We start from the raw sequence: 11,966 nt of genomic DNA on the forward strand, positions 1-11,966 counted from the left end.
GCGGACTTTCAGGCACGGGGAAGGGGCACAATGAATCTTCATGAGACTCTCGCCGTGAGTCTCCGCCGCCAGGAAGATGCACAGCCTCAAGACTGGGAAGCCACCTTCCGGAGCATGGTTCTCTTTGACCTTGCTGCGGACATGGAACTCGGCTTCTTCCTCTCGTACTACCGCAATTTCGCCATCCCGGGCATCGCTTCAACACTGCACAGCAACGCTGAAATCCAGCAGCGCCCCATGAAGCGCTCGTACGACACCGCCATCGTCATCTACGAGCTCATCGCGTGCGGGCTGGACAGCGAGCGCAGCCGCGAAATGGTCGGGCTGCTCAACCGGGTACACCGCAACGTCCCCGGCAGCAAAGACGACTTCCTGTACGTCCTCCTCACACTGCTGGTGGTCCCGATCCGCTGGACCCAGAGGCACGCCTGGCGCCAGCCCACTGCTGCAGAGCTCGCGGCCGCCGTGCGCTTTTTCGCCGAGCTGGGCTCCAGGATGAACATCGCCGGCACGCCCACTACCTACGCTGACGCCGAGGCGTTCTTCGACGCCTACGAGGCCGCGCATGTCGCGCCATCCCCCGAGGGCCAGCGGCTGATGGACGCCACAGTCCAGGTCTTTCAAAGCCGGTTGCCGGCGCCCTTGCGCCCCTTGGCGAAACAGATCATCAGCACAATGCTCGACGACGACCGCCTCACCGCGGCGCTCGGCCTCCCCAACTCCACCCGAGCTTCCCGGGCCGCCCTCAAAGCTGGACTGATAATTCGCAACGCGATCCGCCGTCGTCGGCCGCTGAACGAGCAGCCGCATTTCACGCCCGGCAAAGCCGGGTCGTCCCTCTACCCGAACGGGTATTCCCTGGACCAGATCGGTCCGGTCAATGTTCCCCACTCCCCCGCGGCCCGTAGCAATGAACTATCGTGAAGCCCGAAAAATAGCCCGGCGAGCGGAGCACGGCTTCGGTCTGCCCGACGACGCGACGCTTCTGTACATTCAGAACAAACTGGAAATGCAACGCGGCCGGCCAATCATCGTCGACGAACTCCCCGGCATGCGCGGATCAGAATTGTGCGGCGTCTGGCTCATCTGCGCCGACCGCGACATAGTCCTGCATGCAACAGTGAAATCCAGCTGGCATCGGCAACAGATCATCCTGCACGAGTTCAGCCACATGATCCTCCAGCACGACCTCTTGGAACCTACCGAAGACTTGGTCACGGCATTCCTCCCGGACCTCGGCGTCGAGGTTCTCCGCGCTCTCGGCCGCCGCAGCTACACCGACGACGCCGAATTCACAGCCGAGGCCCTCGCCGACCAGCTTGCCATGGGGATCATCGGCAGCGAGGTCCCTAGCCTGCCCGAGCCTCTGGCCTTTCGCCGAGTGTTCGGCTGATGGAAGCCGTCCCCGCAGCCGCGCTGTGGGTGCTTACTGTCCTTCGGCTGCCCATCGCCCGAGATCCTGACCGCGGCAGCGTATTCCGCGCGACTATCCTGGCCGCAATTGCCTGCACACTTTATGTCCCCGCCGTCTACTACGGCATCGACCCGATGCTCGGTGGCCAGAACCGCGTTGGGCTTGCCACTCTCCTATCTCTGCTCCTTGGGTTTTGGCAGTTTCGAACTGCCATCCTCCTGGCTGCGGTCACGGATAAAGAAGTACGACGGCGGCAACTCACGTTGGGACGATGGGGTGCGGGCGCCGCCTGCGCGGCTGTTACTGCAGGATTTCTCACCAGCCGCGTAGATGTCACCGATCCCAACCTGCCACTTACATACGGTGATCAGCCCGGGATGGCAGTCTTCCTCTGGACCGGCTCGGCCTTCATCATGTGGATGTGCGTCGACATAGCCCGGGTATGCAGGAGCAACGTTCCGCATATGCATACCCCGGCGTTTCGATCGGCGTTCAGCCTCATCGCCGCCGGTTGTGTCTTGTTCGCTCTGGTGCTGCTCGACCGGCTGCTCTACGGGGCGGTCGTCAAGGTTGAAGGCACCGCGAGCCCGACGGCTGCTGTCCTCACCGGCTTCTATTGGGTGGGCGAAACGTGCGCCGTGCTCCTAGTCAGCCTCGGGCTACTTCTCCCCCGGCTGGCGGGACGTCTCAAGCATGGCACGTTCGGGCTCCGCACCAGACTGTTGCTCTGGGAGATCAGTCCCATATGGAACCGCATAGCCTTTGGCCAGCACGAGTTAGTTTTGCAGGATAGACGCGCCAGCCGGCTGTCGTTCTTCTGCGGGCACGCCGAAACCCAGCTTCACCGGTGGTTGGTAGAAATACGTGACTGTGAAATGGCCAACCCCGAAGCTTCCCGGCGCCTGGACGCCCACGACCGGACCGTCGTCGAACGCGCCGAACATGCGCTCGAAAGGCGATCCGGCGCAAAGCTGGCCCAATAACCCTCCCCAGACGAACTGCGGCCGCTAGGGTCATGCCGCGGTGCCCGTACCTGCCCATGAATGAGCAAAAACAAGTTCGCTATTTGTCATTCCGATCGCGATCATCGCCGGGCAGGCCCTTCGTGCATTTGGGGGCAGCGCGCCGTTCACGAACCAAGAGTTCGCTCGGTGCTCCTGCGTCGCTTCGTCCGGACCCGCAAGCCCAGCGGTGGCTCTCCAATCAGAATGACGCCGAAATCTGACGGGCGCATCCGCGGTCCGCCGACCGATAAAGGAGAAGGATCATGGAAGAGTTGACCATCCGCACCCCAGCCGATGTTCTCAGTTTCGTCGGCCACACCCTGGGGTTCTGGCCTCGGGAAAGCCTGGTGTGCATCACCTTGTCGGATAAGCACGTTGGCGCGACACTCCGCGTTGATCTGCCGAAGCCAGGTACTGAGATCAGCTATGCGCAGACGGTCGCCGGTTACCTGGCTCATGACACCAATGCCGAAAGTGTGCTCTTTGCCGTGTACACCGCCGAAGACGAGCAGGCCGGGCCGGTCAAGCCCCAGGCAGCAACCATCGCCGCTTTGACTGGTGCCCTCGCCGAACGCGGGTTGTCCATCCGTGATGGGCTCTTGGTCGGGAACGAAAGGGTCTCCCAATACGATGGAGGCCCCAAGGAAGGTCGGTCAATCCCGTTGACTGCGACACAGTCCAGCCAGATCAACGCGGAATTCGTCTACCGCGGCAGCACCATCGAACCGACTAGTCGGATTACGCTGCCCGCCTCAACCAAGGAAACGGAAACCACGGACGCTGTTCGCGACCGTGTAGCTGCACTCGGAGGTCTGAAAGTCGGGGAAGCGCTCGAGCAAGCCAGGGCACGCTGGACAGGCATGCTCGCGTCGCACAGTTACCCGGACCGGGATGAAATCGTGAACCTGATCGCGGATCTCCAATTTCCCGTTATCCGTGACAGGCTAATGGCCGACATCCCAGGCATCGACGAACGCATGGACAGGATCCTCCTTGCCCAAACGCACGACAAGCCGGAATGGTCTCGAGTCGAATGGGCGCAGCAACTGCTCCTCCACGCCTACACCCACAGCAGCACCAAGCACTCCGCCCCCATCCTCACCGCGGTGGCCTTCATCAATTGGTGGGAAGGCAGGGGCAGCAAGGCGCACCAGTTCCTCCAACTCGCCCTCGAGGCCGACCCTAGCTATCAGTTGGCCAGGGTGAGCGATCTAATGATCGGTTCTGGAATGGTTGCCGGCTGGAACATGGACAGGGGTACGGCTTACCGGGATCCGGGGTTGGGAGTCTGACGGCTGTCGGTGTCTCGACCATCTCGCGCAGAAGGGCTTTCGTTCTCCGGCCAGGATCCTTCCCAGGCGAATAAAACGGGCCGCCAGGAGCAGCACACCAAGAATGAGGCCGCAGTTTTGCCCCCGGTGAATGTTTAAAAACAGAGGTGCGCAAGCGCCTCGCACGGCAGGAGTGCGGTTCTGGCCAGGATGGCCCGACGGCCGGGGCGGCACGGAGGCCCCCATCGCCTGGCGAAAAGCCGTTCAACTCCTGCCACCCGTGCACCGCTGCCGGCACGGGATCCTTCCCACCAGGGCTGACCATGCCGCCCTTCCCGATGTCCGGCTCGAGCCGAGCTTCCGGCTCCCCGAAGGGGCACGGTTCGCGACCATGGGCCACCGGCGGGCATCGCCGCGGGCAATCGCCGACCTTCACGGCCTCGAGAGCCCAAGACCCCGCATCAGGTCTCAAGTCCGGGATTGATGGCGAAAGTTCTTTCTGGCCGAGCACTTTCCTTGGCATGCGGCGCGGCAGGGCCGTGGTGCGAGATCACCAGTGCCTTGGACCTGCTGCTTACATCAACTGGGACCGCTACCGGGAGTACCGGGCCTTCTGAAGGATCTCTTCTTCTTGCTGCGTGAGTTCGGTCCTCGTTGCCAGCAGCTCGATGTCCTGCCTCACCTGAGCCCAGGCTGTCGCGGATTCGCGATGCGTCGGGTTGGCCGCTGAGAGAAGCTTAGCAAGATCCATACCAACCTCCACGACATCTCGGAGTCGCTTCGGATTGCCAGGGTCAAGTGCGATCAACTCGCGAAAGTACCGGTCCGCTTCCCGGTGGAGGGCTGCTGCGGTTTCGACATCCTCGGACCCGACGAGGACTCCAGCATTATTGAGCGCAACGGCAAGCAACCGAATCTCGTTCAGATCCCCTTGATGGTTCGGGAGTCTGCGCTTCTGCAACTCAATACATTCGCGCCACTTGGCGAGTGCACTCGCTGGTTCGATCGAGCTCAAAGCTTCGGCATTCCATGCCAGTGAGCGCCCGAGCTGCCACTCCAAGTCTTCGTCACTTGGGTTACCTTCCAACTGGGCTTTCGCGAAGTCGACAGCTTCGGCGTAGAAGCGGCTGGCTTCGACGGGGTCGATGTCGTCAAGAATGACTCCTGAATTCTTGAGCGCCAGCCAGTGAACCACGGGGGGGAAGCCGTCAGCAACGTCCAAGTCGAGAGCCTTCCGATAGCCGAGTAGCGCAGTTACCGTGTCCTCCTTGGGAATGGCGTCGGCACTCCACTTGAGTGCCCATGCCAAGTCGTTCTTCCATCGGGGCTCACTTGGTTCCGCCGCAATGAGGTGGCGTGCGACTTCAGCAGCGCGGAGGGCGAACTCCTGCGCCGCTGGATGTGAGACCTTACGGAGGTGCATAGTGGAGTGCATTAGCCCGCATAGCAGATCCGATTGGGCCGAAGTGGATGCCTCGCTGTAGGCGGATCCCGCCAAGTGCTCGAAGATTGAAATTGCTTCGCGAAAGTCATTGAGCGCTGAATCAGGCTCCGCAGGCAAGTATCGCGAGTCGGCGTTTAGCAGTGAGAAGGCGAGCCCCCGACGGACCAGCCGGTTGCCGGGATACTCATCTGAGAGGTGACGGCGCGCTGCGTGGGTCTCCACAAAAAGGTCATGCGCGGGTGCACTCATCGAGACACGATCGAATTCGGTGGCGAGTCCGAAGACAGCGCGGGTGGCCTTGTAGGCATCGTCAGGTGAGGCATGCTCGACTATGAGCCGAAGTGCTTTCTGGATCGTGGGTACCGTAGAAGCCAGAGCATCAAGTTCCTTGCTTCGCGATGTGTTTGTAGCCTGGTCCTCTAGGAAGCGGTCGATTGAGAACCTAAAGTCACTGGCAGCCGTCTTGCTGTTATTGAGCTCCTCGGTCAGGGACGAGAACTGTGTCAGTACCTCTACCCATGCGTACGGCCCCTCAGCGTCCTGAAGACTTCTACTGTTTTCGGCCAAGTAGAGTAGGGAGAAGCCCAGCCGGCGGGCAATCTCGTAATCCTTGGGGGCCCCTGCTACCAGTGCTCGCCGGATCGCCACGGCTTCCTGATAATAGGCCTGCGCACCTCTAGCGTCGGTCTTACTGATGAAGGTGCCCAAGTCATTGAGTGCGATGGACAGATTCAGTCTGCTCTCGTGGAACTCGTCTAGCGTTGAACTCTTCTGCTTGGCGACGATCTGTGCCGCCTCGCGTGCGGCTTCCAGGGCGGACTCGTAGCTCGCCCTTGCTTGCCAAACGAGGTCTTCGTCAGAAGTCTTGGCGGCGAGTTTCTGCTGGATATCACCGGCAAGTCGGTTCGCCTCAAACCGCAGAGCTGGGTCGTCGGCGGCTGCTGAAACCTCCGTGGCCTGTTGCAAAAGTTTGAGAGCTCCGTCGGGGTTGTCCTGCTGTGACTCGACCTTGGCCTGCAAGACCTTGATCCAACCTGCTTGTGACAGCCGCCCAACTTTGGTGTACTCGGAATGGGCTTGGTCGAAGAATCGCCTGGCGGTGTCAAAGTCACCGGACTCTCCATGCGACCGACCAAGTTGCTCGGCTGCCCAAGCAGCGTCTTCTGGTGCTCCATGCTCCGAGCGGAACATGAGCAACTCCCGAAGTGCAGCCTTCCGCTTGTCGATGTTATCCTCATGGTCTGCCACACGCACGAGCCAGTTCAGCGCCTCATCAACAGTTTTGGTTGGGTCGAGTCGTGGCAGCATTAGCGAAAGCTGAACCCTGGGTGCCTCGCGAAGCGCGCTTGCCTCTTGAAACAGCGCCGTCGCACGTTCCAAGTTCCCACGTTCGAATTCGGCGTCGCCGAGTTGGACCTGCGCCATGGCGATCAGTGTCGAGATGCCTTCCGACTCGGCGAAATCAAGCAAGTCACTAGAGTAGTTGCATGCGGCCTCGCGATCTTGGACGTCCTCGGCCGAGCCGATCCGCTGCATCAGACGCTGAAAGCGGACTGCAGCGATTCGGTTGAGCCGCACGCTGCCAACACGAACCCGGCCGGGCCGGTTCTGAAAGCGTGTCGCATACCGCGTCCGCAGAATGATGCGGCTATCGCCGCCTTTTTCCACGGCGTCGAGTGCTGCCAGAGCACGCTCGACCATGGGTTCGTGCGCACCAACGGGCGACGCCAGGAGGACTTGACGGGCACCCGCCAGGTCTCCATAAAGCGCCACTCTCTCCCACGCGCGACCGATGAGCCCAGACGCGTCCGACGAGTCAAGTTCGGTCTGGTTGAGGATCGACTGCGCCTTGGTGCGCTCTCCGACATCCATCAAGTAGGCGGCCTGCTGGAATGGATCTTCGGCCATGGCAACCGCTTCCGAAACGGCCCCCTCCGCGTCGAACTGCGAATCACCAGCAAGAACCATCTGGAAGTGAAGAAGCGCTGCGATATAGGAGGACCAGTCTCGTCCGCCCGCCATGTAGTGAATCGGACGCCCCGCCTGATCGAACGCAACAGCAGTCAGCGTCAGCTTGAGCTCATCGGGAAGCTTGTGTTGTGACCCAAACTTCAGTGCCTCGTCGATATAGGCATACCGCTCGATGGTGTCGACCACGTTGTCAGGCGGAAACAGGACCAGGGTCTTACCCAGCAATCCGAGCTCAAACAACTGGGTCATCTCCCAGCCAAGGCTCGGAGTCTTTCCCGCAAGCACGAGGAGCCCGTTAGTTCGCGACGCAGTGGACCTGATCGCGTCTTTCCAGTTGTCGTGGTCCCAATAGGTGCGCGATGCGCCGAGCATGGGGAGTTTCTCGCCTGGCTTTCCAACGCCCACTAACTCGCTACGGCCTATTAGTGCAGATGAGAGAACCTCCTCGAATCGCTTCCTGCCAGGGATGAAGCGATATCGCGGACCTATCGAGCCATAGGGCGAATACAAGCGAAGGTCGTCGTCTCCGAAAGATCGGAGGAAGAGGACTGCGTCAGTCTTGGTGGTCCTAGCGAAATCGAATTCCTTCACCTTCTGAAGATGCCGGTCGATGATTGCGACGGGCAAGTAACAGTAGGTGAGGAGTCCGATAGCGAGAACCATCAGCGGAATCCCCAAGAACCAGTCACCGGCGTTTACGTGAGCGATTCCTTGGCCCGCTATCAAGATTCCTACGGCGACCATCGCTCCCTTGAGACCAAGAGTGAGCAGTGCGACCGCGATCTCGGTCCTTGACCGGGGCCCTCTTCCGTCGACCAAACCAAACAAGTCGGATACCAGCCAAGAAAACGTGCCTGCGGCGACAACGTACAGGCCAATAAGGGCCGCAGGGATCCACATCGTGAGTCCAAACCAAGTCAGGCAGACGGTCAACAACAACGCGAACACCCCTGGCCCGACAACGATTTTTCGCATCATTCGCCGGACCGTAACTGCTTGGTAATCGATTTCCTGCACGCGGCCACCGGCCTGCTCAAACTCGGCCATTTCCTCAAGGAACCATCCGTAGTTCGGCTTGTTCCTGCGTCGCTCGACCATGCCTCGGTCAGTGAGGGCGTTGACCAAGACAAAGGCGCTTATTAGCAGAAGGAAGACGGCAAGACCAAGCATCGATCAGCCCCTCACTGCGCCGCCGGGCCAGATGATCGTCTGGTCGCGGTAGGTCGCCGGGAGTTTCGCGATGGCTGGGGCTCCTTCCGCGCAACCGCCGAGGTTCTTTAGGCCCTTGATGGCATACTTGGCGATGCCCACCACGAGGCCTCGGCTGTCGCTCATACACTCTCCCCGTCCAACCCGACTCTATGGGTGACAATGGGTTGAGTGTACTCGTTCGGGAGGGATTCGATCCCATCAGTGAAAGAGTTCAGCAGCCTATCCGTACGACGCTCAGGGAGCGCGGCAGTCCCATGCGGGTGGAAGTCACCAGCAGCACCAGGAAGGCAGCTGCTAGTGCGGTCAGCGCTGGTTGGTGACGGGAACCAGTCCAGGAACTTAATCACGTTCATTCACCTCCCATCCGGAAAAAGAGTTCCCGAGCGCCCGCAAGAAGCCTGCCGAAGGCCCTCTAATTTAGCCTCCTCATAGCTGGGACCCATCGTGGCTGGCTTCGTCGACGCTGGGCGATGTTGTGGACCGACATCCGGACCATCTTGCTTGGTTCCTGCGGTTCAAGCACGAGTTGAACCCCAAGGCAGAATCCTGGGGGCGCTCCCTCGCGCAATGAACGTAAGTCGTCCGCCCACGACGGAAGGTCGTCAGCTGTTCAGCGCCTCGATGACGACAGGCAGGTACCTGCGGACCTGTTCCCGGTCGCTTTCTTTCTCTCGCTCGGACAGCTCTGCGTACGGTGTCTCAATCTGTGCCTTCCAGCGCGCCACCAACTCCGCAGGCACCACCAGAGAACCATCATCTTTGCGCTCGCACTGGTCATGGACGTACTGCTGCCAGTGCGCCCACCGCTCATGCTCGATGGCCGCAAGCCGCTCTACGGTCTGCACGCTCTCAAGAACTTCACGGATACTGTCACGAGAAGCCATCAGATCAGCCCCTCTTTCACGAGGTTCCAATAGTGCTGGCCGAGCACTGTCAGCTCGCAGGCCTTCGACTCCATCGCAGCGTGCCACATATGGGGAGCGTCTACCGGGCGGACAAGGTTGACTTTGACCAGCGCCTGCAGCACGGCAAACTCAGCGGTCTTGACTGGGTCCGGCAAGGGAACAGACTCATCCTCCGTTCCAGAGCGATGCGGCTCATAGGTAGGGTCAAGCTGGAGGTGCCTGGTTGGCTCGTCGAACAGGACGGTGAGCTTCTGCAGCTGGGCGAGCTCGATCGGTGCCTTCGTCTCCCGGAGCGAAACGAACTTCTTCACGTTCGTCTTGAACACGGGCCGCTGCGCCCAGTTCCCGAGGGACTGGTCGATGTGAGCGTAAACGCTGCCCGGGGTCACGTCGCCCACAAGGTTGGCCGCAGCCCCGCTCAGCGCATCCACGAGCAGGCTGGTGAAAACACCGGAGCCGCCGGTCTCCATGGCATACTGCTCAGCGGTCGACGCCGTTAGGATGGTGACGCCCTCCTTGATCTCGGCGACTTGGGCCGCGACAGCGTTGCCGCCCGCGATACCGCTGTGGCAGCTGTCGAGGATGATCACCTTGTTCTTGGCAGGCGAATTGTTCGCGAAGGTCATCACCTCGAACAGGGAGAGCCCGTCATGCCCATTTGCGCAGTCGCTTGCGCACAGGTAGCCGCCGGCCCCGTCGATATAGCCGTGGCCGGAGAAGTAGAACAGCGAGATCTCGGCATCGTCCCTGAACAGTTCCTCGACGGCATCTCGCAACTCGCTGCGGGTCACCGTTGCCCCGGGGCCGGTGCCCGTCATCAGCCTCGGCTGCTGGAAGTTGAGCGTGCCGTCCGCGTGCCGCTCAAGCACCGTCTTAACGGTGTGCGCGTCATTCACTGCGCCGTAGAGTGACCCGATCTGTTCATAATGGTCGATTCCGACGATGAGCGCTTTACGCATGGGACCGCGCCTCAGAGGGAGTCAATGAAGGTGGAAATGTTCACATCGCTCCACGCAACCGTGCGGAACCCATCCAGCCTCGTGTTGTCGGTGGAGTACACCCAGACACCGAGAAGCGGCTTGCCTTCTTCCTTGGCGCATTCGATCTCCCACTTCTGCCCGGAGGACGTCAGCGAGTTCTTGCTCACCAGGGCGATCACCCCGTGCGAGCGGCGGATGCGCGTACGGACCTTGTCCTTCCAACCCGAGTCGTAAGGTTCCTTCACCGACATGTCGATGAACTCATACGGTGCGCGAGAGTGCAGCGACTGCCCCTTCAACAGGTCCCGCATGCGCTCGTCCTCAATAGCAAAGGCTACGAAAACAGTCTTCTTCTCAGCCAACTCGGCCTCCCCAAATGTGCGAGCTGCAACCGTCATTAGTCGCATCAGAACTCAATGAAAAGACTAGCGACACCCACTGACATTTATTCGTGGCAGTGCAGACCCGTCACGGGAACCGGGGAAATGTGACGCGCCAGCTTTAGGTGGTCACTCCATCCCTACGCTTACTCATTTAAGATCATGGACCCCGGGGACTGCGTACTTAAGTATGCATGCACGCTGAGCTGAGGTTATGCCTCGAAACGGACATCCCGGTGTGGGAGTTTTGGAGGCTCAGCTCTCGTCGAACGGCAGGCGGACGACCTGATCGCCCGGGTCTTCCGTGCCCGAGGACGGAGCTGCGCTCGGGTGGTCCTGGTACATCGCGTCGGAGGCGCTCTGTTCGGAGGCGTCGGAGATGCTTGCGCCCCTGGTCCCGAGGAGCTGCTCCCAGTTGTATCCCATACACACGACTTTATCGGCCGGCATCGAACTCGCGAAGGATCGCCTCGACGCGGGCGGTCAGTTCGTCGGCGCGTTTGAGGATCCGTTCTTCCTCCTCGCGCGTCATCTGCCGCCGGGGGCTGACGGGCATCGCAGCTGCGGCAGGCACCGGAGCATACGCTGGCTCCAGACCGTCGAGCAGCAGGGCGATGGCACTGATGACCGCCGATAGCGACGCAGGGTGCATGGAGCGGTAGCTGTCGATCCATCCCCAGCGGTCAATGGCGGGCAGCAGGCCGAGGCAGAGGTGCCAGTCCGGGCTGGGGTCAGGTCGAAGGTGCCGGTGTGCGGGTCCTTCTTCGTCGCGGCCGTGCCCCAAGGCCCGGACGGAACCGTGGGACCACCCGCTGTTGGTGCCGATCACCTCCAGCCACGACCATGTCGCGCATGCCGGGCAGGAGGCGGAGTCCTCGGCGACGCTGATCTGATCGCGCAGCCGGCGCAATCCCTCCGGCCTCAGCTCCAACGCACCTGGCCTGTCCAGCCCGAGGCCTCCGTGGGAGGGCGGTGCCAGGAGTACCGCGGCGAACAGCATCCGGCGCAGCCGCAGCCTGAAGACCCAGTGGGTGTCCGGGCGCTGGATGATTGCCGTACCGCGCCGGATCAGCCGCTGCAGAGAACCGGTATCCTCACGGCGATCACGCGGCCACGCGGGGCTGCAGGACCTTTGGGAGCCATCCGCCGGCGCAATGCTGTGAGCACAGCCTGGGACGGCTGTACCTGCTGCCCAAAGCGAGAGACTGCGGTCTCATCGATTCTGCCGGCGGGCACGCCCGTGACCGAGCACCAGTCGGTCCAGAGGTCAGGAAGCGCAGTCGTCATCCTCTTGATTGTCCGATTGAGGTCTGTCCTTAGTCCCATACGACCGGCTCCAGCTGTGTCTGCTGCGTGGTCCATTACCGCGGCACGAAGTCGGTTTG

At 61.3% G+C, this 11,966-nt stretch carries 11 protein-coding genes; 4 read left to right on the forward strand and 7 right to left on the reverse strand.

Translation table 11 applies throughout. From position 1 onward, the window contains the following. The first annotated feature begins 30 nt into the window (after nt 1-30). The 4 genes from ACFVTE_RS11775 (at nt 31) to ACFVTE_RS11790 (ending at nt 3,710) form a co-directional block, all read left to right on the forward strand. The gene (locus ACFVTE_RS11775; RefSeq protein WP_387100598.1) at nt 31-924 is read left to right on the forward strand and encodes an oxygenase MpaB family protein; all 894 of its coding nucleotides are present in this window, start codon (nt 31-33) and stop codon (nt 922-924) included. Further along, nucleotides 911-1,393, forward strand: a complete 483-nt coding sequence (locus tag ACFVTE_RS11780) for a hypothetical protein (protein ID WP_387100600.1) — start codon at nt 911-913, stop codon at nt 1,391-1,393. The genes ACFVTE_RS11775 and ACFVTE_RS11780 overlap by 14 nt, the downstream gene beginning before the upstream one ends. After that, the gene (locus ACFVTE_RS11785) at nt 1,393-2,397 is read left to right on the forward strand and encodes a hypothetical protein (RefSeq protein WP_387100602.1); all 1,005 of its coding nucleotides are present in this window, start codon (nt 1,393-1,395) and stop codon (nt 2,395-2,397) included. The genes ACFVTE_RS11780 and ACFVTE_RS11785 overlap by 1 nt, the downstream gene beginning before the upstream one ends. 284 nt (nt 2,398-2,681) lie before the next feature. Further along, the gene (locus ACFVTE_RS11790) at nt 2,682-3,710 is read left to right on the forward strand and encodes a DUF4192 domain-containing protein (RefSeq protein ID WP_387100604.1); all 1,029 of its coding nucleotides are present in this window, start codon (nt 2,682-2,684) and stop codon (nt 3,708-3,710) included. A gap of 571 nt (nt 3,711-4,281) precedes the next feature. Here the strand turns inward: ACFVTE_RS11790 and ACFVTE_RS11795 are convergent. From ACFVTE_RS11795 to ACFVTE_RS11825, 7 genes are all read right to left on the reverse strand, one after another. Continuing rightward, nucleotides 4,282-8,274: a hypothetical protein gene (locus tag ACFVTE_RS11795; protein ID WP_387100606.1), complete on the reverse strand. Its 3,993-nt coding sequence runs from the start codon at nt 8,272-8,274 to the stop codon at nt 4,282-4,284. Nucleotides 8,275-8,277: 3 nt separating this feature from the next. Then, entirely contained in the window at nt 8,278-8,439 is a 162-nt protein-coding gene (locus ACFVTE_RS11800) for a hypothetical protein (protein ID WP_387100608.1), read from the reverse strand. A gap of 479 nt (nt 8,440-8,918) precedes the next feature. Next, a complete protein-coding gene (locus ACFVTE_RS11805) occupies nt 8,919-9,200 on the reverse strand; it encodes a hypothetical protein (protein ID WP_387100610.1) in 282 nt (93 codons plus the stop codon). After that, nucleotides 9,200-10,180, reverse strand: coding sequence for a caspase domain-containing protein (locus ACFVTE_RS11810; protein WP_387100612.1), 981 nt, complete (start codon nt 10,178-10,180; stop codon nt 9,200-9,202). Before ACFVTE_RS11810 ends, ACFVTE_RS11805 begins: the two co-directional genes overlap by 1 nt. Nucleotides 10,181-10,191: 11 nt before the next feature. Continuing rightward, nucleotides 10,192-10,563 carry a TIR domain-containing protein gene (locus tag ACFVTE_RS11815; RefSeq protein WP_387100614.1) on the reverse strand — a complete coding sequence of 124 codons (372 nt, stop codon included), beginning with the start codon at nt 10,561-10,563 and terminating at the stop codon, nt 10,192-10,194. A 273-nt stretch (nt 10,564-10,836) separates the two neighbouring features. Then, nucleotides 10,837-11,007 carry a hypothetical protein gene (locus tag ACFVTE_RS11820; RefSeq protein WP_387100615.1) on the reverse strand — a complete coding sequence of 57 codons (171 nt, stop codon included), beginning with the start codon at nt 11,005-11,007 and terminating at the stop codon, nt 10,837-10,839. A 10-nt stretch (nt 11,008-11,017) separates the two neighbouring features. Then, on the reverse strand, nt 11,018-11,581 hold the full coding sequence (locus ACFVTE_RS11825) for a hypothetical protein (RefSeq protein WP_387100617.1): 564 nt from the start codon (nt 11,579-11,581) through the stop codon (nt 11,018-11,020). Nucleotides 11,582-11,966 lie beyond the last annotated feature (385 nt).

Origin of the sequence: Arthrobacter sp. NPDC058097 (assembly GCF_042884885.1) — a bacterium.
Taxonomy (GTDB): domain Bacteria; phylum Actinomycetota; class Actinomycetes; order Actinomycetales; family Micrococcaceae; genus Arthrobacter.

What these genes read in the sequence shown, in the direction of transcription:
- ACFVTE_RS11785 (WP_387100602.1), top strand. Translation starts at nt 1,393, where the DNA reads ATGGAAGCCGTCCCCGCAGCCGCGCTGTGGGTGCTTACTGTCCTTCGG.
- ACFVTE_RS11820 (WP_387100615.1), bottom strand. Translation starts at nt 11,007, where the DNA reads ATGGGATACAACTGGGAGCAGCTCCTCGGGACCAGGGGCGCAAGCATC.
- ACFVTE_RS11795 (WP_387100606.1), bottom strand. Translation starts at nt 8,274, where the DNA reads ATGCTTGGTCTTGCCGTCTTCCTTCTGCTAATAAGCGCCTTTGTCTTG.
- ACFVTE_RS11775 (WP_387100598.1), top strand. Translation starts at nt 31, where the DNA reads ATGAATCTTCATGAGACTCTCGCCGTGAGTCTCCGCCGCCAGGAAGAT.
- ACFVTE_RS11780 (WP_387100600.1), top strand. Translation starts at nt 911, where the DNA reads ATGAACTATCGTGAAGCCCGAAAAATAGCCCGGCGAGCGGAGCACGGC.
- ACFVTE_RS11790 (WP_387100604.1), top strand. Translation starts at nt 2,682, where the DNA reads ATGGAAGAGTTGACCATCCGCACCCCAGCCGATGTTCTCAGTTTCGTC.
- ACFVTE_RS11805 (WP_387100610.1), bottom strand. Translation starts at nt 9,200, where the DNA reads ATGGCTTCTCGTGACAGTATCCGTGAAGTTCTTGAGAGCGTGCAGACC.
- ACFVTE_RS11825 (WP_387100617.1), bottom strand. Translation starts at nt 11,581, where the DNA reads ATGCTGTTCGCCGCGGTACTCCTGGCACCGCCCTCCCACGGAGGCCTC.
- ACFVTE_RS11810 (WP_387100612.1), bottom strand. Translation starts at nt 10,180, where the DNA reads ATGCGTAAAGCGCTCATCGTCGGAATCGACCATTATGAACAGATCGGG.
- ACFVTE_RS11800 (WP_387100608.1), bottom strand. Translation starts at nt 8,439, where the DNA reads ATGAGCGACAGCCGAGGCCTCGTGGTGGGCATCGCCAAGTATGCCATC.